19 protein-coding genes and 1 pseudogene are annotated in these 20,963 nt (G+C 61.2%); 7 read left to right on the top strand and 13 right to left on the bottom strand.

The genetic code is table 11. The annotated features are described in order from the left end of the window. Nucleotides 1-170 precede the first annotated feature (170 nt). From galS to ACJ8PN_RS03385, 4 genes are all read right to left on the bottom strand, one after another. Nucleotides 171-1,208, bottom strand: a complete 1,038-nt coding sequence (gene galS / locus ACJ8PN_RS03400) for an HTH-type transcriptional regulator GalS (protein ID WP_442534612.1) — start codon at nucleotides 1,206-1,208, stop codon at nucleotides 171-173. 127 nt (nucleotides 1,209-1,335) lie between these two features. Further along, complete coding sequence (yeiB, locus tag ACJ8PN_RS03395; RefSeq protein WP_442534611.1) at nucleotides 1,336-2,508, bottom strand: DUF418 domain-containing protein YeiB; 1,173 nt, start codon at nucleotides 2,506-2,508, stop codon at nucleotides 1,336-1,338. Nucleotides 2,509-2,588: 80 nt separating this feature from the next. Next, complete coding sequence (folE, locus tag ACJ8PN_RS03390) at nucleotides 2,589-3,254, bottom strand: GTP cyclohydrolase I FolE (protein ID WP_004938969.1); 666 nt, start codon at nucleotides 3,252-3,254, stop codon at nucleotides 2,589-2,591. Between the two features lie 244 nt (nucleotides 3,255-3,498). Beyond that, nucleotides 3,499-4,656 (bottom strand): YbfB/YjiJ family MFS transporter, encoded by a 1,158-nt coding sequence (locus ACJ8PN_RS03385; protein WP_442534610.1) that lies wholly within the window; start codon nucleotides 4,654-4,656, stop codon nucleotides 3,499-3,501. Between the two features lie 105 nt (nucleotides 4,657-4,761). On the opposite strand from ACJ8PN_RS03385, the gene ptrR reads away from it, so the two are divergent. The 3 genes from ptrR to fghA are packed head-to-tail and all read left to right on the top strand — an operon-like array spanning nucleotide 4,762 to nucleotide 7,693. Beyond that, entirely contained in the window at nucleotides 4,762-5,682 is a 921-nt protein-coding gene (ptrR, locus tag ACJ8PN_RS03380) for a putrescine utilization regulator PtrR (RefSeq protein ID WP_171453644.1), read from the top strand. Between the two features lie 29 nt (nucleotides 5,683-5,711). Further along, nucleotides 5,712-6,836, top strand: coding sequence for an S-(hydroxymethyl)glutathione dehydrogenase/class III alcohol dehydrogenase (locus tag ACJ8PN_RS03375; RefSeq protein WP_442534762.1), 1,125 nt, complete (start codon nucleotides 5,712-5,714; stop codon nucleotides 6,834-6,836). Nucleotides 6,837-6,850: 14 nt separating this feature from the next. After that, nucleotides 6,851-7,693, top strand: coding sequence for an S-formylglutathione hydrolase (gene fghA, locus ACJ8PN_RS03370; protein WP_048322602.1), 843 nt, complete (start codon nucleotides 6,851-6,853; stop codon nucleotides 7,691-7,693). Between the two features lie 35 nt (nucleotides 7,694-7,728). Here the strand turns inward: fghA and ACJ8PN_RS03365 are convergent. The 8 genes and pseudogenes from ACJ8PN_RS03365 to ACJ8PN_RS03330 form a co-directional block, all read right to left on the bottom strand. Next, nucleotides 7,729-8,044 (bottom strand): annotated as a pseudogene (locus tag ACJ8PN_RS03365) (CcdB family protein). Nucleotides 8,045-8,046: 2 nt separating this feature from the next. Continuing rightward, nucleotides 8,047-8,289, bottom strand: coding sequence for a type II toxin-antitoxin system CcdA family antitoxin (locus ACJ8PN_RS03360; RefSeq protein ID WP_078061989.1), 243 nt, complete (start codon nucleotides 8,287-8,289; stop codon nucleotides 8,047-8,049). Between the two features lie 81 nt (nucleotides 8,290-8,370). Continuing rightward, nucleotides 8,371-9,279, bottom strand: coding sequence for a glutathione ABC transporter permease GsiD (gene gsiD / locus ACJ8PN_RS03355; RefSeq protein WP_169540348.1), 909 nt, complete (start codon nucleotides 9,277-9,279; stop codon nucleotides 8,371-8,373). A 9-nt stretch (nucleotides 9,280-9,288) separates the two neighbouring features. Further along, entirely contained in the window at nucleotides 9,289-10,209 is a 921-nt protein-coding gene (gsiC, locus tag ACJ8PN_RS03350; RefSeq protein ID WP_004938995.1) for a glutathione ABC transporter permease GsiC, read from the bottom strand. A gap of 52 nt (nucleotides 10,210-10,261) precedes the next feature. Then, nucleotides 10,262-11,797: a glutathione ABC transporter substrate-binding protein GsiB gene (gsiB, locus tag ACJ8PN_RS03345; RefSeq protein ID WP_004938996.1), complete on the bottom strand. Its 1,536-nt coding sequence runs from the start codon at nucleotides 11,795-11,797 to the stop codon at nucleotides 10,262-10,264. 23 nt (nucleotides 11,798-11,820) lie between these two features. Continuing rightward, entirely contained in the window at nucleotides 11,821-13,695 is a 1,875-nt protein-coding gene (locus ACJ8PN_RS03340) for a dipeptide ABC transporter ATP-binding protein (protein WP_442534609.1), read from the bottom strand. 19 nt (nucleotides 13,696-13,714) lie between these two features. After that, nucleotides 13,715-14,671 (bottom strand): isoaspartyl peptidase/L-asparaginase family protein, encoded by a 957-nt coding sequence (locus ACJ8PN_RS03335; protein WP_060559027.1) that lies wholly within the window; start codon nucleotides 14,669-14,671, stop codon nucleotides 13,715-13,717. 358 nt (nucleotides 14,672-15,029) lie between these two features. Then, a complete protein-coding gene (locus ACJ8PN_RS03330) occupies nucleotides 15,030-15,566 on the bottom strand; it encodes a DUF924 family protein (RefSeq protein ID WP_437189798.1) in 537 nt (178 codons plus the stop codon). A 157-nt stretch (nucleotides 15,567-15,723) separates the two neighbouring features. On the opposite strand from ACJ8PN_RS03330, the gene moeA reads away from it, so the two are divergent. Then, nucleotides 15,724-16,962: a molybdopterin molybdotransferase MoeA gene (gene moeA, locus ACJ8PN_RS03325; RefSeq protein ID WP_442534608.1), complete on the top strand. Its 1,239-nt coding sequence runs from the start codon at nucleotides 15,724-15,726 to the stop codon at nucleotides 16,960-16,962. 2 nt (nucleotides 16,963-16,964) lie between these two features. After that, nucleotides 16,965-17,720 (top strand): molybdopterin-synthase adenylyltransferase MoeB, encoded by a 756-nt coding sequence (gene moeB, locus ACJ8PN_RS03320; RefSeq protein ID WP_442534607.1) that lies wholly within the window; start codon nucleotides 16,965-16,967, stop codon nucleotides 17,718-17,720. 51 nt (nucleotides 17,721-17,771) lie between these two features. On the opposite strand, the gene ACJ8PN_RS03315 is transcribed toward moeB, so the two are convergent. Continuing rightward, entirely contained in the window at nucleotides 17,772-19,364 is a 1,593-nt protein-coding gene (locus tag ACJ8PN_RS03315; protein WP_171403302.1) for an ABC-F family ATPase, read from the bottom strand. A 444-nt stretch (nucleotides 19,365-19,808) separates the two neighbouring features. Between ACJ8PN_RS03315 and ACJ8PN_RS03310 the strand changes: the two genes are divergently transcribed. Further along, nucleotides 19,809-20,204, top strand: a complete 396-nt coding sequence (locus tag ACJ8PN_RS03310; RefSeq protein ID WP_442534606.1) for a hypothetical protein — start codon at nucleotides 19,809-19,811, stop codon at nucleotides 20,202-20,204. A 20-nt stretch (nucleotides 20,205-20,224) separates the two neighbouring features. Then, nucleotides 20,225-20,440 carry a hypothetical protein gene (locus ACJ8PN_RS03305; protein WP_171453638.1) on the top strand — a complete coding sequence of 72 codons (216 nt, stop codon included), beginning with the start codon at nucleotides 20,225-20,227 and terminating at the stop codon, nucleotides 20,438-20,440. The last annotated feature ends 523 nt before the right edge of the window (nucleotides 20,441-20,963 follow it).

The following is a 20,963-nucleotide window of genomic DNA, read 5'->3' as shown; positions in this document are numbered from 1 at the left end:
CACCTGTCGTCCGTGGATCTTGTTATTTCCGAGAAATGCTGTGTCAGCGCGAGATAAGGTTACAGCGGCAAGGGCCTTTGCGCCGGAAAACGCCTAGAGCATAGACGGCGCGATGTTAATATTCTGTGAATTTTCTCACAGATTGAAAACGGTTACACAAGATTAAATCGTCAGAGAGTGACCGTCGCCTCACTTTGCCAGGGGGCGACAGAATGGCGCCGCACCAGCGTCGGCATGAACAGATGAGCGGCCTGCGGCTCCGCCAGGCCTGCTGCGCCCTGCAATGCCAGCTCGGTCGCCAGCGTGGCCATCGAGACGATCGGGTAGCGCACCGTGGTGAGTTTGGGGCTGGTGTAACGCGCGATGGGGATGTCGTCGAAGCCGATCAGCGAGAAATGCTGCGGCACCGTGATACCGTTTTCTTTCAACACCGCCATAGCGCCGGCGGCCATGGCATCGTTGTAGGCGAACACCGCGCTCAGCTGTAAGTTGCGCCCCAGCAGCTCGACCATCGCCGCCTCGCCGCCCTGCAGATCCGGCGAACCGTAGGCACGCCAGTTGTCGGGCGTGGCCAGCCCGGCGGCAGCCATCGCCTGCGCATAGCCCTGCTGGCGCAGCGGCCCGTCTTCGATCGGGTGATTGGAGCCCAGATAGCCGATGCGCCGGTGGCCCTGCGACAGCAAAAGACGTATCGCCATTTCTGCGCCGCAGACGTTATCCAGCCCGACGCAGCGCGGCTCATAGCCGGGGATAATCCGGTTGATCAGCACCATGCCCGGCACCTGCTCCAGAAAACCGATCAGCTCGGCGTCGCTCAGGGCTTTGGCGTGAACAATCAGGGCGTTACAGCGCTGGCGGATCAGCACCTCGATCGCGTGGCGCTCTTTGTCCGCCTGATGATAGCTGTTGCCGATCAGCAGATACTTGTGGTGTTTCTGCGCCACCGTGTCTACCGCTTTCACCAGCGCGCCGAAGAACGGATCGGAGACGTCCATCACCACCACGCCCAACGTATCGCTGCTTTGGGTCGCCAACGCCTGGGCGTTGGCATTGGGGCGATAGCCCAGATCCGCCACCGCCTGCAGCACCTGCTCGCGCGTCTCTTTGCTGGTCAGCGCGCTGTGGTTCAGCACGCGGGAGACGGTCGCCACGGAGACCCCGGCGCGTTTCGCCACGTCGCGAATGGTGATCGGATGAACTGGAGACATGCGGGATCCTGAAATCGGGGTAGTGGCCGGTGGCGCTATCCTACCCCGATTGACCCGCTGCTCTGCGTGAATTACGTCACAGGAAAGAAAACGTTTACATACATTTTTTTAACCTGCCGACGGGCGCTCACTTCAGCGCTTTGGATTCCGCTTCGCCGGCGGCCATCTGCGTCAATTTGCGCCACAGCCATTCCATCGGCCCCTGTTCGAAGTAACGTAGCCACAGTGCGGAAAAGACCAGGTTGGCCAACCAGACCAGCGGCACAAACGCCAACAGCTGCAGCCGGTCAAACTGCTCATAGAGGCCAAAGCGATAAAACAGCGTGGTGCAGATCAGCGTTTGCAGCAGGTAGTTGCTTAACGCCATACGCCCCACCTGGCTCAGCCAGCGGGCGATGCGCAGGCGCGACAGCGCGGGCCAGAAACCGTAACACAGCGCCAGATAGCCCATCGCCTGCAGCGGCGCGCCCAGCTCACGCGGCACCTGCAGCAGGAAACCGCTCCAGCGATAGTCCCAGTGCACCTGCCATTGCAGCGCCACCGCCGGCAGCTGGATCAGCACCGAAAGCGGCAGCAGCCACGCCGCCTGCCGCAGGTAATAGCCGGAGGAATAACTGCCGCGCAGCCAGCCGCTGCGCATCAGCCCGGCGCCGAACAGCATCAGCCCCGCCAGCTCCCAGCCATACTGCGCACCGATGGCCAGCAGGCTGGACGAGAGCAGATCGGCGCGGCTGCGCCAGGCTTCGAAACCGCCCTGCAGCTTCCAAAACTTCTCGTACTGCAACTCCGCCACGCCCGGCTGCCAGAAGCTGCCCGGCTCACCGTGCGAGACAAAACCGAGCAGCAGCAGCACCGCCACGCCGATCAGGTACAGCACGACGCCGGTTTTCAGCAGTTGGAAAGTTTCTTTGGCCTCGCGGATCATGCGCCAGCACACCAGGCCGATCAGCCCGTAGGCCAGCAGAATGTCGCCGTCCCACAGGAAGATGGCGTGCGCAAGGCCGAACAGCACCAGCCACGACAGCCGCGCGCGGATCCAGCTTTTGCCGCGCCGCAGCAGCATTTGCAGCCCGGCGCCGAACAGCAGCGCGAACATCGCCAGGAACTTGGCCTGGGCGAAGAGATCGAGCAGCGCCCACGTCCAGGCATCGCGCGACGACGGCATGCCCAGATAGGCCGGGTTGAGGTAGGCGGCCTTCGGCAAGCCGAAGGCGCTGATGTTCAGCAATAAAATGCCGAGGATGGCGATGCCGCGCACGCAGTCCAGCGTGGCGATGCGCGGCAGAGGGTGACTGTTCATTTTTTATCGCTGTCTTCCGCTCATGAAAAAGGCGCCCGCAGGCGCCTGTTGTCGTCTTGCGGGTCGCCCCGCAACGGCCATCACCCCTGGTGATGACGCACCGCACGCAGGAACTCCTGGCGGGTGTTCTGGCTGGACTTGAACAGCCCCCCCAGCGAGGTGGTGGTCGTGGCGCTGGTCGCGTCGCGAATGCCGCGCGCCTTGACACAATAATGGACCGCATCGATCGATACCGCCACGTTATTGGTGCCGAGCAGAGTTTGCAGCGCCACCAGGATCTGCTGGGTCAGGCGCTCTTGCACCTGCGGACGCTGGGAGAAGAACTGCACGATGCGGTTGATCTTCGACAGGCCGATCACCGAATCTTTCGGGATATAGGCCACGGTGGCCTTGCCGTCGATGGTCACGAAGTGGTGCTCGCAGGTGCTGGTCAACGTGATATCGCGCACCGTCACCATCTCATCCACCTTCATTTTGTTCTCGATGACGGTGATTTTCGGGAAGTTGGCGTAGTCCAGTCCGGAGAAGATCTCGTCGACATACATTTTGGCGATGCGATGCGGCGTTTCCGCCAGGCTGTCATCGGACAGATCGAGATTCAGCAGCTGCATGATTTCGGTCATGTGCTCTTTGATGCGACGCTTGCGCGTTTCGCGATCCAGCACTTCCCCGCGCAGCGGCGTCTCCAGACCACGCTCTTCCAGTGCCGCATGCACCAGCGCGGCTTCTTTACTTAATGATGTCATGTATTTGTTCTCCTGCGGACGGAATCCGCCGGCGGCCCGATAGGGCGTGCGGCCGGCGAATTGCTTGCTCTCGTGACGGCAGAGTTTTCGTGGTGGATAACGTGAACCCGGTCAAGATTTTGCCCCCACTGTAGATGAGAGCGCGGCGATTATCCAGCGATAGTGCTTCATCCGCAGGTGAAATATTCGCATTTAGCACAATCAGGCCGGCTGCGGGTTTCCATGCGTTTTGTATGGATTTTAATCACCGAGTCGCCGTTTTTTGCGCCAACCGCCGCGCCGGGGTATTCACTACCAGCCCTCCGGCCGCCAACAGCGCCGCCACCGCCACATACAGCGCCGGCTCCAGCCGATGGGTCAAGGCGGTCGACAGCGCCGACAGCATCGGCCCGACCAGTTGGCCGATCGCATAACCGGTGGTCAGCAATCCGGCCATGTAACGCGCATGACGCGGCGCCAGCTCACGGCCGTGTTGAAGAGCAAGCTGCACCACGCAAAGGAAACCGCCGCCGGTCAGCAACGCCCCGAGCGCCAGGCCGGCCACGCCCGGCACCACTTCGGCGCTCAGTACGCCGAGCGCCTGTATCCACAGCGTGATCGCCAGCCGGGTCTGGGTGGTCAGCCGATGGCGGGTCAGAATGCCGATGACAATCCCCAGCACCGCCGCACCGCCGAACACCGGCCAGACGAACTGCGCGAACAGGCTGGCGGGAAAGCGCGCCGCCGCCATCTGCGACAAAAAGGTCGCCGGCAGGATGTAGCCGAAGCCGGCCAGACTGTAGCTCCACACCAGGCGTTTGAGCGCCGGCGTCAGCAGCAGCGGCTCAGGGGTCACGTCCGGGCGATGCAGCTCGCCGCTGCGCGGCAGAAAGGCGCTAATCCCCCCGACCAGCACCAGCGCCAGCCCGCCATACACCAACCAGGCCTGCGCCGCCGTCAGCCCCAGCGCGTTGATGCCCACCGCCAGCATGCCGCTGAGAAAGATGCCGGCGCCCGGTCCGGCGAACACCGCCGCGCTCAGCGCCGGCCGGCCGTAGTGCGCCAACCGATCGTTGGTCCAGGCCGCCACCAGCACCATCGCCCAGCCGCTGGCCCAGCCGATGACGAAGCGCAGCGCGCCGTGCGTCCATTCATCCTGCGCCAGCGCCGACAGTAGCGTCAGCGCCATCGCGCCCCATACGCCCAGCCACAGGCGCCGCTCGACGTGGCGCGTAGCGCGCATCGCGTCGTAGGCGCCGCACAGGTAGCCCAAATAGTTGATCGCCGCCACCAGCCCGGCACCGGTCAGGCTGAACTGATGTTCCGCGATCATCAGCGGCACCTGAGGGGTGAAAGCGAAGCGGCCAATGCCCATCGCCACGATCAGCGCGGCAAACCCGCTCAAGGCAATACGTAAAGCCATATCGGCATCCAAAAGGTTAAAAGAAAGTTGCCAGTATCATGCCGCAGTATTAAACTCACAAAAACTGAATAATACTAATCAAGTTCATCACGAAACGAGAACATTATGGATCTGACCCAGCTTCGCATGTTCTGCTGCGTAGCGGAAACCGGCTCGGTCGCCCGCGCCGCCGAGCAGCTGCACCGCGTGCCGTCGAATCTGACCACCCGGCTGCGCCAGCTCGAGCAGGAGCTAGGCGCCGATCTGTTTATCCGCGAAAAACAGCGCCTGCGCCTGTCACCGATGGGCCATAACTTTCTGTGCTACGCCAACCGCATCCTGGCGCTGAGCGACGAGGCGATGAGCATCACCCACGCCGGCGAACCGGCGGGCAACTTTGCTCTCGGCTCGATGGAGAGCACCGCCGCCACCCGCCTGCCCTCGCTGCTGGCGGCTTATCACCAGCGCTTCTCGCAGGTGTCTCTGTCGCTGACTACCGGCACCTCCGGCGAAATCGCCGATCGGGTGCGCGCCGGCACGCTGGCGGCGGCGCTGGTCGACGGCCCGGTGCCTTATGACGAGTTGAACGGCTGCATCGCCTATCCTGAACATATGGTGGTGATCTCCTGTCTCGATCACGCGCCGATCCACAGCGCCAAAGACGCCAACGGCGAAACGCTGTTCGCCTTTCGCGCCAGCTGTTCCTACCGCCTGCGGCTGGAGGCCTGGTTCAAGCGCGAAGGCGCGCGGCCGGGGCAGATCATGGAGATCCAGTCCTATCACGCCATGCTGGCCTGCGTCGCCAGCGGCGCCGGGCTGGCGATGATCCCGCATTCGGTGCTCAGCCTGCTGCCGGGCCATGAGCGGGTTCGGGTTCACTCCCTGCCGCCGGACGTGGCCGACACCGCCACCTGGCTGCTGTGGCGCCGCGACGCGTTCGGGCCGAACGTGCGCGCGCTGAAAGAATTGATTATTGAACAGACGGAAACCGCCGCTGTTGATGAAAGCACCCCCAACGATTTATCAGACGTTAGCGATATCGCCTGATTTAAAAGAAAACCACTGAGGAGACTATGATGGAGATGATCAAAACCCGCGCCGCCGTTGCCTGGGGCCCGAACCAGCCGCTGAAGATCGAAGAAGTCGATCTGATGCCACCGCAAAAAGGCGAAGTGCTGGTGCGGATCGTCGCTACCGGCGTCTGCCATACCGACGCCTACACCCTGTCCGGCAAAGATCCGGAAGGCGTGTTCCCGGCGATCCTCGGCCATGAGGGCGGCGGCGTGGTGGAAGCGGTCGGTGAAGGCGTCACCAGCGTGGCGGTCGGCGACCACGTGATCCCGCTCTACACCCCGGAATGCGGCGAGTGCAAATTCTGTAAATCCGGCAAGACCAACCTGTGCCAGGCGATCCGCGCCACTCAGGGTAAAGGGCTGATGCCGGACGGCACCACCCGCTTCTTCAAGGACGGCAAGCCGATCTTCCACTACATGGGCACCTCCACCTTCTCCGAATACACCGTGGTGCCGGAGATTTCACTGGCGAAAATCAACAAGGAAGCGCCGTTGGAGGAAGTGTGCCTGCTGGGCTGCGGCGTGACCACCGGCATGGGCGCGGTGATCAACACCGCCAAAGTGCAACCGGGCGACACCGTGGCGATCTTCGGCCTGGGCGGCATCGGCCTGTCGGCGATCATCGGCGCGCAGATGGCCGGCGCGGGCCGCATCATCGGCATCGACATCAACACCAGCAAGTTCGATCTGGCGCGCAAGCTGGGCGCTACCGATCTGATCAACCCGAAAGACTATGACAAACCGATTCAGGAGGTGATCGTCGAGCTGACCGACGGCGGCGTCGATTTCTCCTTCGAGTGCATCGGCAACGTTAACGTGATGCGCTCCGCGCTGGAATGCTGCCACAAGGGCTGGGGTGAGTCGGTGATCATCGGCGTCGCGGGCGCCGGTGAAGAGATCTCGACCCGGCCGTTCCAGCTGGTCACCGGCCGCGTCTGGCGCGGCTCGGCATTCGGCGGCGTCAAGGGCCGTTCGCAGCTGCCGGGCATCGTCGAGCGCTATCTGAACGGCGAGTTCGCGCTGAACGACTTTATCACCCACACCATGGGGCTGGAGCAGATCAACGAAGCGTTCGATTTGATGCACGAAGGCAAATCGATCCGTTCCGTTATCCACTTCGACCAATAAGCCAGGAGGCAGAGATGACGTTGTCATTGGAACTTCTCGAAGAGCACCGCATGTTCGGCGGCTGGCAACAGCGTTATCGCCACGCGGCGCAGAGCCTGAATTGCAACATGACATTCAGCATCTACCTGCCGCCGCCGCGCGATGACAACCCGCCGCCGGTGCTGTACTGGCTGTCGGGGCTGACCTGTAACGACGAGAACTTCACGTTGAAAGCCGGCGCGCAGCGCATCGCCGCCGAGCTGGGCCTGGTGCTGGTGATGCCGGACACCAGCCCGCGCGGCGACGAAGTGCCGAACGACGAAGGCTACGATCTGGGCCAGGGCGCCGGGTTCTACCTGAACGCCACCCAGGCGCCGTGGGATCGTCACTTCCGCATGTACGACTACATCAGCGCCGAACTGCCAGCGCTGATCGCACAGCACTTCAGCGTCAGCGATCGTCAGTCGATCTTCGGCCACTCGATGGGCGGCCACGGCGCGCTGATGATGGCGTTTCGCAATCCGCAGCGCTTCCGTTCGGTATCGGCCTTCGCGCCGATCGTCAACCCGTGCCAGGTGCCGTGGGGCCGCAAAGCCTTCACTGCCTATCTGGGCAGCGACGAAAGCCAGTGGCTGCAGTACGACAGCTGCCATCTGCTGGCCAGCGGCGCGGAGAAAATGCCGGTCCTTATCGATCAGGGCGACGACGACCAGTTCCTGGCCGATCAGCTGCAGCCGGCGCGGCTGGCCGAACTGGCGCGCCAGCGCGACTGGCCGCTGACGCTGCGCATTCAGCCGGGGTACGATCACAGCTACTTCACCATCGCCACCTTCGTGGAAGATCACCTGCGCTTCCACGCCGAGCACCTGTTCCGCTGATAAAAAATCCGGGCGGTTAAACCGCCCGGATTTCTTCAAAAGCCATCAATCAGAAAATCGATGGCAGCTTTAATTTGATTCCTGTGCTCATTGGCATTACCAACGGCCTTCCCGAGCTGTGAAATACGTACCGCAGCCATCTCATGGGTCATAACGAGAAACTTTTCGCCGTTTACCTCAATCTCCGGGCATAAACGTGCAGAAATTTTAACCCTGACGTTATCCAAAGCATAAAGCATAAAGAGGGATCATTAACCGGGTCGAGAGGGCATCAATAAGATCGCTTTGAACGTCCAGTAAGTAGGGATAGGCTGATGCCGGATACGTATTGTCATATACGGTAAACTGCATATTCAAAATGTCCGATATTCATCAGACAACAAACCATTTTCTTCAGTGATACGATTAAGTTCTTCTAACGCCGCGCGATTTTGCTCGCGCCACTGTTGAATCTCAATGTCCCTGACACGAACGCTCAATGCGTCTGTCAATACGGATGACACATTGACGCCCAGGGATTTTGCGCGCTGGAAAAGATCGCGATCGATGGTTACGTTGACTGTCTTTTTCGTCACATTGTTATTTGCCATATCCATTCCTCATCCCTGTAATATACACGGCTCAAATTTTCATCAATTGTACTCGTGAAACAGGGGTATGCCAATTCAGCGATGCCCTCACCCCTTCAGCTTCGGATCCAGCGCGTCGCGCAATCCGTCGCCCAACAGGTTGAACGCCAGCACGGTGATGAATATCGCCAGGCTGGGGAAAATCGCCACGTGCGGCGCGATCACCATATCGGCGCGTGCCTCATTGAGCATCGCCCCCCACTCCGGCGTCGGTGGCTGGGCGCCCAGGCCCAAAAACGACAGGCTGGCGGCGGTGATGATCGAGGTGCCGATGCGCAGGGTGAAATAGACCACGATCGACGACAGCGTGCCCGGCAGAATGTGCCGCAGAATGATGGTCCAGTCCGAGGCGCCGATGCTGCGCGCCGACTCGATATAGGTCAGGTGCTTCAGCACCAGCGTGTTGCCGCGCACCAGGCGAGCAAAGGCCGGAATGCTGAAGATCGCCACCGCGACGATCACGTTGGCCATGCCGCTGCCCATGATCGCCACCACGCCGATCGCCAGCAGAATGCCGGGAAACGCGAACAGCACGTCGCAGACGCGCATGGTGAGGCGATCCCACCAGCCCTCATAGTAGCCGGCCAGCAGCCCCAGCAAGGTGCCGATCGCCCCGCCCGCCAGCACCGAGAACACCCCGGCCGCCAGCGAAATGCGCGCGCCCATCAGGATGCGGCTGAAGATATCGCGCCCGAGGGAATCCACCCCCAGCCAGTGCATCAGCGAAGGCCCCTCGTTCAGCCGGTCGTAATCGAAGTAATTTTCCGCATCGAACGGCGCCAGATAAGGCGCCAGCAGCGCCGCCGCGATCAGCAGCAGCACCAACAGACCGGCGACCAGCGCCGCCCGCTGGCGGCGAAAACGCCGCCAAAACTCACCCCACGGCGTGCGTACCGCGTTGGGGTCAATAAGCGGCATCGCCTTCAGTGCGGCGTTGCGCCGCCAATGCTTAATCATGCCGCGTCCTCATTGGTAACGAATCGCCGGGTTGATCGCCGCGTACAGCATATCCACCAGCAGGTTGATCAGGATGAACTCCAGCGAGAACAACAGCACCTCGGCCTGGATCACCGGGTAATCGCGCATCTCCACCGAGTCCACCAGCAAGCGCCCCAGCCCCGGCCAGTTGAACACCTTCTCCACCACGATCGAACCGCCGAGCAGGAAGCCGAACTGCAGCCCCATCATGGTCACCACCGGGATCATCGCGTTGCGCAGGCCGTGTTTCATCACCACCACGCTTTCCCGCACGCCCTTGGCGCGGGCGGTGCGCATGTAGTCCTCCTGCAGCACCTCGACGAACGAAGCGCGGGTGAAGCGCGCCATCACCGCCGCCACCGCCGCCCCCAGGGTTACCGAAGGCAGAATGTAGTGCCGCCAGCTGTCGGCGCCCACCGTCGGCAGCCACCCCAGCTCGACCGAGAACACCTGCATCAGCAGCATGCCGAGCGCAAAGGCCGGAAACGAGATCCCCGACACCGCCAGCGTCATGCCGAGGCGATCCGGCCAGCGATTGCGCCACACCGCAGACACCACGCCGATCGCCAAACCGAACGCCACCGCCCACAGCATGCTGGTGACGGTCAGCCAGAAGGTCGGCAGAAAGCGCGAGGCGATCTCTTCGCTCACCGGGCGCTTGGACACCATCGAGATGCCGAAGTCACCCCGCAGCGCGTTAACGAAAAAGTGCGCGAACTGCTGCGGCAGCGGCTTATCCAGCCCCAAATCCTTGCGCACCAGCTGCACCACCGCCTCGTCGGCCTCCGGCCCCGCCGCCAGCCGCGCCGGATCGCCCGGCAGCAGGTGGACGAACAGGAACACCAGCACCGCCACGATCAGCAGCGTCGGGATCAGGCCCAGCAGTCGTTTCAGAAAATAATTGAGCATCTCATTCCTTCCCCCGCCCGCCGCCGTCTGGCCGCAGGCGGGGATGGTCGCCTTATTTCAGATCGGCGTTATCAAAGTTGAACGAGGTATCCGGCATCACGTAGAAACCGCTCAGCTGTTTGCTGTTGGCCGACAACAGACGTTCGGTCGCCAGGAAGATCCAGGGCGCGTCGGCCCAGATGCGATCCTGCGCGTCCTGATACAGTTTCTGCTTCTCGGCGCGATCGGTGGTCGCCAGCGCGTCGGTCAGATCCTTGTCCACCTGCGGGTTGCTGTAGAACGCGGTGTTGAACTGCTTCGGCGGCGCCGCCTGGGTGGAGAACAGCGGCGACAGCGCCCAGTCCGCTTCCCCGGTCGAGGCCGACCAGCCGGTGTAGAACAGCCGCACGCCGGTGTCTTTCACCCCGACGCTCTCCACCTGCGCCGCGCGCTGCCCGGCATCCATCGCCGTCACCGTCACTTTCACCCCCACCTGCGCCAGCTGCTGTTGGGTGAACTGCAGCACTTTCTGCGCGGTGCTGTGGTTGTGGGAAGACCACAGCGTGGTGGTGAAGCCGTTCGGGTAGCCGGCCTCTTTGAGCAGCTCGCGCGCCTTGGCCGGATCGTACGGCCACGGCTTGTAGCGGGCGGCGAAATCGATGGCCGGCGGCACCGGCCCTTCCGCCGGCACCGCGTAACCGGCGAATGCCACCTTGATCAGCGCGTCCTTATTGATGGCGTAGTTCAGCGCCTGACGCACCTTCGGGTTGTCGAACGGCTTTTGGGTGACGTTCATGCTGATGTAACGCTGCAGGATCGACGGCGCGGCCACCACGTCCAGCTTGGCGTTGCCCTCCAGCACCTTGGCCTGCTCGTAAGGGATCGGGAAGGCGAAGGTCGCCTCTCCGGTCTGCAGCATCGCCGCGCGGGTGTTGTTATCCACCACCGGGCGCCAGGTGATGCTGTCGAGCTTCGGCAGCCCCGGCTGCCAGTAGCCGTCGAACTTCTTCACCTTGACGAAATCGGTCTGGTTCCAGGTCACGAACTGATACGGCCCGGTGCCGACCGGGTGGAAACCGATCTCCTTGCCGTATTGCTTCAGCGCCGCCGGCGAGATAATCGCCGCCGCCGGGTGCGCCAGATTGTTGACGAACGCCGAGAACGGCGCCTTCAGCACGATCTTCACCGTATTGGCGTCCACCGCTTCGGTTTTGTCGATCATCTTGAACAGGTTGTAGCGCTTGAGGTGGCTGTCCGGGTTGCTGGCGCGGTCGAGGTTGACCTTCACCGCTTCGGCGTTGAACGCGGTGCCGTCGTGGAATTTAATGCCCTGGCGCAGTTTGACGGTGTAGGTCAGGCCGTCTTTGCTGACCTCATAGCTGTCCGCCAGTACGTTCACCAGCTTCATGTCCTTGTCGAAGCCGAACAGCCCCTGATAGAAAGACTTGGCCACCGCCTGCGACAGCGTGTCGTTGGCGTCGTAAGGATCGAGGGTGGTGAAGTTGGAGGCCACGGCGATCACCGCGTCCTTCGCCGCCCAAACCGGGCCGGTTCCCGCCGCCAGCAGTACGGCGGCCAACAGCGCATTGCGTTTGAATGTGTGCTTCATGTCGCTTGTCTCTCCTGAGGTCTTTAAAAAGCACCGGCGATCGGGTGGCGGGCGACAAAGTGCCCGGCGCCAACCTGCACCAGCGGTGCGGTAACGGGTTCATCGCCCAGCGCGCGCACCGGGCTGGGGATCTCATCGGCCGGCAGCGGCTGCCGTTTGTGGGCATGAGCGGGATCGGCCACCGGCACCGCCGCCATCAGCTTGCGGGTGTAGGGATGCTGCGGATTGTCGAACACCGCCTGCCGCGGGCCGATCTCGACGATCTGCCCGAGATACATCACCGCCACCCGGTGGCTGATGCGCTCCACCACCGCCATGTCGTGCGAAATGAACAAGAAAGCGATGCCGAATTCGCGCTGCAGATCGAGCAACAGATTGACGATCTGCGCCTGAATCGACACGTCCAGCGCCGAGACCGCCTCGTCGGCGATCACCACTTTCGGGTTCAGCGCCAGCGCGCGCGCGATGCAGATGCGCTGGCGCTGGCCGCCGGAAAATTCGTGCGGGTAGCGGCGCGCATGTTCCGGCAACAGGCCGACGCGTTCCAATAGCCAGGCCACCCGCCGTTCCGCCTCGCGGCCACGCATCACGTTGTGCACCAGCAGCGGCTCCATGATGGAGAAACCGACCGTCAGGCGCGGATCGAGCGAGGCGTAAGGATCTTGAAAAATGAACTGAATATCGCGCCGCAGGTGCTGCAACGCCGATCCCTTCAACCGATCGATTCGCCGCCCGGCGAAGGTGATAGTGCCGCTCTGGCTGTCCACCAGCTTCAGCAAAGAACGCCCGGTGGTGGACTTGCCGCAGCCGGACTCGCCCACCAGCCCCAGCGTCTCGCCGGGGTAAAGATCGAAACTGACGTTTTCCACCGCGTGCACCCGGCGAGTGACCCGATTGAACAGCCCACCGCGCAGATCAAAACGCGTGACCAGATGCTCCACCCGCAGGATCGGCGCGGCGTCTGGCGGCACGGTATCCTGCGGCGCGGCATCGCCCTCGCCATCCGGCAGCGGAAACTTCGCCGGCAGCGGCCGATCGGCCATCGCCCCCAGCTTCGGCACCGCCGCCAGCAGCGCCCGGGTATAGGCCTGCTGCGGCGTGGCAAACAGCTCGCGCACCCGATTTTGCTCCACCTGCTCACCGCGGCGCATCACCAGCACCCGGTCAGCGATCTCCGCCACCACGCCCATGTCGTGAGTGATGAAGATCACCCCCATCTGCATCTCCTGTTGCAGCACGCGGATCAGCTGCAGGATCTGCGCCTGAATGGTGACGTCGAGGGCGGTGGTGGGCTCATCGGCGATCAACAGCGCCGGCTTGCAGGAGAGCGCCATGGCGATCATCACCCGCTGGCGCATGCCGCCGGAAAGCTGGTGCGGGTAGCGCCCCAACACCTCTTTAGCCTCCGGAATACGCACCAGATCGAGCATGCGCAGCGCCTCCTGGCGCGCGCTGCGGTGATCCATGCCCTGATGCAAACGCAGCGATTCGGCGATCTGCTCGCCGACCGGAAATACCGGGTTGAGCGAGGTCATCGGTTCCTGGAAGATCATCGCCATGTCGGCGCCGCGCACCGTGCGCAGCGTGCTCTGCGAGGCGCGCGCCAGATCGAGCAGCGCGCCGTCGCGCCGGCGCAGCGTCATGGCGCCGCCGACGATACGCCCGCCGCCCTGCTCCACCAGCCGCATCAGCCCCAGTGAAGTCACCGATTTGCCGGAGCCGGACTCGCCGACGATCGCCAGCGTCTCGCCGCGATCGAGCTCGAACGACAGGTTGCGCACCGCTTCCACAGCACCTTCCGATTGAGGAAAACTGATGCTCAGATCGCGCACCGACAGCACACGCTGCGGCGGCAATGACAGCCCGTCACCGGCGGGCCGGAATGAAACGTCGGTCATACACCCTCCCGGTGAACGCTTAGCGATAAATCCCGACGGACGGCGCATCGCCGACATAGCCAAAACCGCGGTACATCCCCTCGCTGTTGAACGGCAGCGCGATATTGCCGTGGCGATCGACGGCGATCATGCCGCCGCTGCCGCCCAGCGCCGGCAGCTTCTCCATCACCACCCGATCGCTGGCCTCTTGCAGGCTGAGGCCGCCGTATTCGATCAGGGCGGAGACGTCATAGGCCGCCACGCCGCGCATGAAGATTTCGCCGGTGCCGGTGCTGGAGACCGCCACCGTGGCGTTGTTGGCATAGCAACCAGCACCGATGATCGGCGTGTCGCCTACCCGCCCGGCCTGCTTGTTGGTCATGCCGCCGGTGGAAGTGGCGGCGGCGAGGTTGCCCAGCGCATCCAGTGCCACCGCGCCGACGGTGCCGAATTTGCGATCGGGATCGAGCGGATCGCCGGCCTGCGCCGCGCCGTCGTGATCGAGCAGCACCCGCCCCTGCTCCGCCTGGGCGCGGTGCAACTGATCAAAGCGTTCCTGGGTAAAGAAGAAGTCGGGAGTAACCATTTCCAGGCCGTGGGCGGCGGCAAACTTCTCGGCGCCTTCGGCGGCAAACAGCACGTGTTCGCTGTTTTCCAGCACCGCGCGCGCCGCCAGCACCGGGTTGCGGACGCGGCTGACGCCGGCGACAGCGCCGGCGTCGCAGGTGCGGCCGTCCATCACGCAGGCGTCCAGTTCGTGGGTGCCCTGATGGGTAAACACCGAGCCTTTGCCGGCGTTGAACAGCGGGCATTCCTCCAGCAGCCGCACCGCTTCGGTCACCGCGTCCAGCGCGCTGCCGCCCTGCGCCAGTACCGCCTGCCCGGCGGCCACGATCTCGGACAGCGCCTGGATATACTGCCGTTCTTTTTCCGCACTCAGCGCCGCCCGGGTAATTGCGCCCGCGCCGCCATGAATGGCAATCACTGGTTTGCTCATTTGCCTGACACCCTGTGTTAATCCCGCCGTTGCGCAGCGAATAAGCTGAGCGCGGTATCATTATTATTCAGTCTTTTTCGACTCTATTTAGTCCTACAGTGGAAGTACAGCATAACGTCCACGTCCCGCTTTTAGCGTAGCGCGCTTAGACCATTTCGCACCTTGAAATAGCTTATTGGAATAAAAACAGCAGGTTATAAAAAGCGGCAAACCGCTGACAGTGCGGCTGGGATTATTGGTAATTTCGCGAGAGGAAATAGCGGCATGGCGTAATGAAATAAACGTTCGCGCTGAGTCACGCTTATTGTGGCGCCCGGCCTGCTGTTTTTTCCCCGGCCGGGCGCAGATGATCCGACGATTAAAAACCCGAGCCGGGCTGCCGTAAAAAGACCTCTTCTTCCGGCGTGCTGATGCGCCCCAATATTGCGTTGCGATGCGGGTAGCGGCCGAAACGATCGATGATCGCCTTATGCCGTAGCTCGAACTCCAGCTGGTCGCCGTTATTAAGCTCGGTATATAACACCAGCGCCTGCTGGTGGATCAGCGGTGATTCCGAATGCATGAACGGCAGATAAAGGAAGCCGCGCTGCTCACGGCTCAGCCGTTCGCACTCGCCGCTGCGGATCGCCTCCTGCGCCAGGACCAGCGCCATGCCGTCGCAGGCGAACGACTGCGGCGTGCCGCGAAACAGGTTGCGGCTGAACTGATCGAGCACGATCACCTCCGCCAGGCGCCCTTCGATGGTGTCGCGCCAGTGCGCCAGTTCCCCCGCCGCCGCCGCCCGCCAGATTTCGCCGAAGCGGCTATGCAGCAGACGATCGAAATCATCGTCCTTTTTGAACCACATCACCGGTTCGATCTCGTCGAACCAGAACTCGATAACCTGTTTATGCATCATGCTCCTCCTCTGTTTTACGCAGTTTATACCCGTTCACGCTTCCGGCGCAGTGCGAAAGATGGCGGGCATACCCCGTTCTCCCCCCCGGCGTTCTCTGCCATAATAGCCGCACTTTGTCGCTATCATTGCGCACCCTGATTACGGAGTTCCCCTTATGGATCATTGCCATACTTCCGATCTCATCTCCCTGGAGCAAGCGCTGGAAAAAATGCTCGGGCAGATCGCCCCGCTGCAACAGACCGAATCCGTCGCGCTGACCGCCGCCGCCGGCCGCATCACCGCCGCGCCGGTGGTCTCACCGCTCGACGTGCCGCCGTTCGCCAACTCGGCGATGGACGGCTATGCGGTACGCCTCGCCGATCTGGCGGCCAATGCGCCGTTGCCGGTCGCCGGGAAAGCCTTCGCCGGCGCGCCGTTCGACGGCCAATGGCCGGCCAACAGCTGCGTGCGCATCATGACCGGCGCGCCGATCCCGGCCGGGGCGGAAGCGGTTTTCATGCAAGAGCAGGCCGAAGTGAGCGACCAGGGCGTGCGTTTTACCGCCCCGGTAGAAGCCGGCCAGAATATCCGTTTAGCGGGTGAAGACATTCGCCAAGGCGCCAGCGTGTTGCCGGCCGGCGTGAAGCTGGGCGCCGCGCAGCTGCCGCTGCTGGCTTCGCTCGGCGTCGCCGAAGTGCAGGTGATGCGTAAGCTGAAGGTCGCGGTGTTCTCCACCGGCGACGAACTGCAGCCGGTCGGCCAGCCGCTGCAGGCAGGCCAGATCTACGACACCAACCGCTTCGCGGTGCGCCTGATGCTGGAGCAGATGGGCTGTGAAGTGCTCGATCTCGGCATTATCCGCGACGATCGCGATGCGCTGCGCGCCGCCTTCGAACAAGCGGACAGCCAGGCCGACGTAGTGATCAGCAGCGGCGGCGTCTCGGTCGGCGAGGCCGACTACACCAAACAGATGCTCGACGAACTGGGCCAGGTCAGCTTCTGGAAGCTGGCGATCAAACCCGGCAAACCGTTCGCCTTCGGCAAACTGGGACACACCTGGTTCTGCGGCCTGCCGGGCAACCCGGTTTCCGCCGCCCTGACCTTCTACCAGCTGGTGCAACCGCTGCTGGCGAAGCTGGCCGGCCACAGCGACTGGCGCCTGCCGCCGCGCCTGCGCGCCCGCGCGCTGACGCCGCTGAAGAAATCGCCGGGCCGCCTCGATTTTCAGCGCGGCGTATTCAGCAGCAACGCCGCGGGCGAACTGGAGGTGAGCACCACAGGCCACCAGGGCTCGCACGTCTTCAGCTCCTACAGCCAGGGCAACTGTTTCATCGTGCTGGAGCGCGAACGCGGTTCGGTGGCGGCGGGTGAAACGGTGGAGATCGAGCCGTTCAACGCCCTGCTGAGGAGCTGAACATGTTGCCGGAATTGACCGACGCCGAAGCGCTGCGCTACAACCGCCAGATCGTACTGCGCGGCTTTGACTTCGACGGCCAGGAGAAGCTGAAGGCCGCCCGCGTGCTGATCGCCGGACTGGGCGGGCTGGGCTGCGCCGCCGCGCCATATCTGGCGGCGGCCGGCGTCGGCCATCTGGTGCTGGTGGATTTCGACACCGTCTCGCTCTCCAACCTGCAGCGCCAGATCCTGCACCGCGACGATCGCATCGGCCAGAGCAAAGTCAGCTCCGCCAGGCAGGAGCTGAGCGCCATCAATCCGCATATCCGCATCGATGCCATCGACGGTCGGCTGGAAGATGACGCGATCGCGGCAGAGATCGCCGCCTGCGATCTGGTGCTGGACTGCACCGACAACGTGGCGGCGCGCGACGCGCTGAACCGCCTGTGCCACGCACAGCGCAAGCCGCTGGTTTCCGGCGCGGCGATCCGCATGGAAGGCCAGCTCAGCGTGTTCACCTATCAGCCGGGCGAGCCCTGCTACCGCTGCCTGAGCCGGCTGTTCGGCGACAGCTCCCTCACCTGCGTCGAAGCGGGCGTGATGGCACCGCTGGTCGGCACCATCGGCACTCTGCAGGCGATGGAGGCCATCAAGCTGCTGGCCGACTACGGTCAGCCGCTGCGCGGCAAGCTGTTGATGTTCGATGCGATGAGCATGCAGTTCCGCGAGATGAAGCTGCCGAAAGACCCACACTGTGAGGTGTGCGGCGGGGAATGACGGATAAAAAAAGGGCGGGATAATTCCCGCCCTGATGCGTTGCCGCGAGGGTTACACGATGCCCTGGCTGCGCAGATAGTCTTCGTAGTTGCCGGTAAAGTCGATCACCTTGTTCGGGGTGATTTCCAGAATGCGCGTCGCCAGCGAGCTGACGAACTCACGGTCGTGGGAGACGAAGATCAGCGTGCCTTCGTACATCTCCAGCGCCATGTTCAGCGATTCGATGGATTCCATATCCAGGTGGTTGGTCGGTTCGTCCATCACCAGAATATTCGGGCGCTGCATCATCAGCTTGCCGAACAGCATGCGGCCTTTTTCACCACCGGACAGCACCTTCACTTTCTTCTTGATGTCGTCCTGGCTGAACAGCAAACGGCCCAGCACGCTGCGCACCGCCTGCTCGTCGTCTTTTTCCTGCTTCCACTGGCTCATCCAGTCGAACACGCTCAGGGTGTCGTCGAACTCGTATTCGTGATCCTGCGCGTAGTAACCGATACGGGCGTTTTCTGACCACTTGACGGTGCCGCTGTCCGGCTGCGCGTCGCCCACCAGCGTTTTCAGCAGGGTGGTTTTACCGATACCGTTGGCACCCAGCACCGCGACCTTCTCGCCCACTTCCACCATCAGGTTCAGCTTGCTGAACAACGGACCTTCGTCGAAGCCCTTGGTGAGCGCTTCCACTTCCAGCGCGTTACGGAACAGCTTCTTGTCCTGCTCGAAGCGGATGAACGGGTTCTGGCGGCTGGAGGCTTTCACCTCTTCCAGCTGGATCTTGTCGATCTGGCGGGCGCGGGAGGTAGCCTGCTTGGATTTGGAGGCGTTGGCGCTGAAGCGGCTGACGAACGATTGCAGCTCATTGATCTGCGCCTTCTTCTTGGCGTTATCCGCCAGCAGACGCTCGCGCGCCTGGGTGGCGGCGGTCATGTATTCGTCGTAGTTGCCCGGATAAACGCGCAGTTCGCCGTAGTCCAGATCCGCCATGTGGGTGCAGACCATGTTCAGGAAGTGACGGTCGTGCGAAATGATGATCATGGTGCTGTTGCGCTCGTTGAGCACGTTTTCCAGCCAGCGAATGGTGTCGATGTCCAGGTTGTTGGTCGGTTCGTCGAGCAGCAGGATTTCCGGATCGGAGAACAGCGCCTGCGCCAGCAACACGCGCAGCTTCCAGCCCGGCGCGATTTCGCTCATCGGGCCGTAGTGCTGCTCCACCGGAATACCGACGCCGAGCAACAGTTCGCCGGCGCGCGCTTCGGCGCTGTAGCCGTCCATTTCACCGTAGGCCACTTCCAAATCGGCCACTTTATAGCCGTCTTCTTCGCTCATCTCCGCCATGGCGTAGATGCGGTCGCGCTCTTCCTTCACCGCCCACAGTTCGGTGTGGCCCATGATCACGGTATCCAGCACGCTGTACTGCTCGAAGGCGAACTGATCCTGACGCAGTTTACCCAGGCGCTCGTTCGGATCGAGGAACACGTTGCCGCCGCTCGGCGCCAGATCGCCGCCGAGGATTTTCATAAAGGTGGACTTGCCGCAGCCGTTGGCGCCGATCAGGCCGTAACGGTTGCCGCCGCCGAATTTGACAGAGATGTTTTCAAACAACGGCTTGCTGCCGAACTGCATGGTGATGTTGTTAGTGCTTAACACAGCGCTCGCTCTTTATACATAGGGAATGTGATTTGGCGCGCATTATGCCACAACGGGGTGCAGAGATCGCGGGAAGTTTCGGTGACATTTTGAGCGGCGAGTTCACATCGTTTGCCGGTGGGCATTGGCTTGCGTACAAAAAGTCTGCTAGATTCGCGCTTCATTCTGCTAGATTCGCGCTTCATTCTGCTAGATTCGCGCTTCATATTGAACTATGAAAAGCGCAAAGCAGATAGCCAACGAAATGGCGGATGCCGTAAACATTGACAGCAATTTAGTGCGCGGGTTTGCACAAGGTTTTATCAGCATACCGGTCGATTTCTACTACCTGGGCTACGACTATATTGATACTGAAAACAGATGGTTAAACTCGCAAGATAAAGAGCGACTTATCAGACTCATCAAGTCAGGCCAGGCCAGGCCAATAAAGCGAGCATCGAAAAAGTGGCTCATATCTTCATCGAAAACTTCGCCAGTAAGCTCAAGTTTGAAGATGTTAAGGGCATGACCATAAGAACATCAGGCAAACTCATCGGCAAATTCGCCTTTAATCAGTTAGCCACCGCAAACATGGGATATATATTCTCTAAACAAATCATTCCACGACTTGTCTCGGGTGTTGCCGTTGGCTCAATTCTCGCCGCTGGGGCAAGCATATCGCGCTCTGTCTATACATCACGCGACTTGAGGGCAAGAAACTCGCGGATGTATGATCAACTCAGACGCCTGGGAAACCTCGGTCTGTTGTACTTTCTGTTAGAAAAAAAAGTCCGACCATTCGAGGATGCCGTCTCGGTTTGGGAAAGAGATCGAAAGAAATTCAACCAAATTTGTCAGTAATTTTTTGCCAAGGTTAACGTATGAAGAACTTTATGCTGGCGGCTTTATCCAGAATTATTCAGGGTATTGGGTGTGGCGTTGTGGCCCTCTCGCTGTTAGCCATTGCCTGGTTCATGTTTTATTCCGACGACAATTTGAAGTATCTGTGGGTTGCGATATCAATAGCGGGAGTTTCCTTAGGGTATGTCATTTTTAGATTTGCAGTTAAAAAAGTGTACGATGAAAGTCCTGAGTGAACGGTATAATTTAAATTAAATAGAGACAGTTATCATATCGCTTTCAATGCTGATTACTGACTCTCTAGCCGATGAGCTGTAATTAACTCAGCTACATTCCGCACGCAGGCTACTATTTTTTCGACGTATTTACCCCAGATAATCAGATGAGCCAAAGCTACGAAAGTCGCGGAAACCCATTGAAACCTATCTGTACCATTATTATAGAAGGGAGATAGTTCGAATGGGTTACTTCTTGTTCCACTCACTTTGGTTGTAATACTCGCCAGGGGACTTGAGGAGAGCATGCCAAAATTCATGCAGGAAATACCAGTTAAATGGCAAAGTGCATCTCCTAAAAATAACTAACCATCATGTTACTTGAGAATACGTTTCCCATATCAAAACCACTTAAGTCAGTATCATGAATTACGCTCATACTCACTCATCGTCATTGAACATGTATAAAATAAATCAAATAAATTTATTTGTAAAAACTAGAGTAGTACGCTTAATTTAAAAAATAAATAGCACCCTGGAAGGA

Origin of the sequence: Serratia sp. CY76391 (genome assembly GCF_052166695.1) — a bacterium.
In the GTDB taxonomy this organism is placed as follows: domain Bacteria; phylum Pseudomonadota; class Gammaproteobacteria; order Enterobacterales; family Enterobacteriaceae; genus Serratia; species Serratia nematodiphila.
Note: the sequence above shows the minus strand (reverse complement) of the source record. Positions and strands in the feature narration are given on the sequence as shown.

Excerpts from the sequence above, each read along its gene's own strand:
- gsiD (WP_169540348.1), bottom strand. The coding sequence starts at position 9,279 with ATGATTAAGCATTGGCGGCGCAACGCCGCACTGAAGGCGATGCCGCTT.
- moeB (WP_442534607.1), top strand. The coding sequence starts at position 16,965 with ATGTTGCCGGAATTGACCGACGCCGAAGCGCTGCGCTACAACCGCCAG.
- folE (WP_004938969.1), bottom strand. The coding sequence starts at position 3,254 with ATGACATCATTAAGTAAAGAAGCCGCGCTGGTGCATGCGGCACTGGAA.
- fghA (WP_048322602.1), top strand. The coding sequence starts at position 6,851 with ATGACGTTGTCATTGGAACTTCTCGAAGAGCACCGCATGTTCGGCGGC.
- ACJ8PN_RS03305 (WP_171453638.1), top strand. The coding sequence starts at position 20,225 with ATGAAGAACTTTATGCTGGCGGCTTTATCCAGAATTATTCAGGGTATT.
- ACJ8PN_RS03385 (WP_442534610.1), bottom strand. The coding sequence starts at position 4,656 with ATGGCTTTACGTATTGCCTTGAGCGGGTTTGCCGCGCTGATCGTGGCG.
- ACJ8PN_RS03330 (WP_437189798.1), bottom strand. The coding sequence starts at position 15,566 with ATGCATAAACAGGTTATCGAGTTCTGGTTCGACGAGATCGAACCGGTG.
- ACJ8PN_RS03335 (WP_060559027.1), bottom strand. The coding sequence starts at position 14,671 with ATGAGCAAACCAGTGATTGCCATTCATGGCGGCGCGGGCGCAATTACC.
- ACJ8PN_RS03340 (WP_442534609.1), bottom strand. The coding sequence starts at position 13,695 with ATGACCGACGTTTCATTCCGGCCCGCCGGTGACGGGCTGTCATTGCCG.
- moeA (WP_442534608.1), top strand. The coding sequence starts at position 15,724 with ATGGATCATTGCCATACTTCCGATCTCATCTCCCTGGAGCAAGCGCTG.
- galS (WP_442534612.1), bottom strand. The coding sequence starts at position 1,208 with ATGTCTCCAGTTCATCCGATCACCATTCGCGACGTGGCGAAACGCGCC.
- ptrR (WP_171453644.1), top strand. The coding sequence starts at position 4,762 with ATGGATCTGACCCAGCTTCGCATGTTCTGCTGCGTAGCGGAAACCGGC.
- yeiB (WP_442534611.1), bottom strand. The coding sequence starts at position 2,508 with ATGAACAGTCACCCTCTGCCGCGCATCGCCACGCTGGACTGCGTGCGC.
- gsiC (WP_004938995.1), bottom strand. The coding sequence starts at position 10,209 with ATGCTCAATTATTTTCTGAAACGACTGCTGGGCCTGATCCCGACGCTG.
- ACJ8PN_RS03375 (WP_442534762.1), top strand. The coding sequence starts at position 5,712 with ATGGAGATGATCAAAACCCGCGCCGCCGTTGCCTGGGGCCCGAACCAG.
- ACJ8PN_RS03360 (WP_078061989.1), bottom strand. The coding sequence starts at position 8,289 with ATGGATATGGCAAATAACAATGTGACGAAAAAGACAGTCAACGTAACC.
- gsiB (WP_004938996.1), bottom strand. The coding sequence starts at position 11,797 with ATGAAGCACACATTCAAACGCAATGCGCTGTTGGCCGCCGTACTGCTG.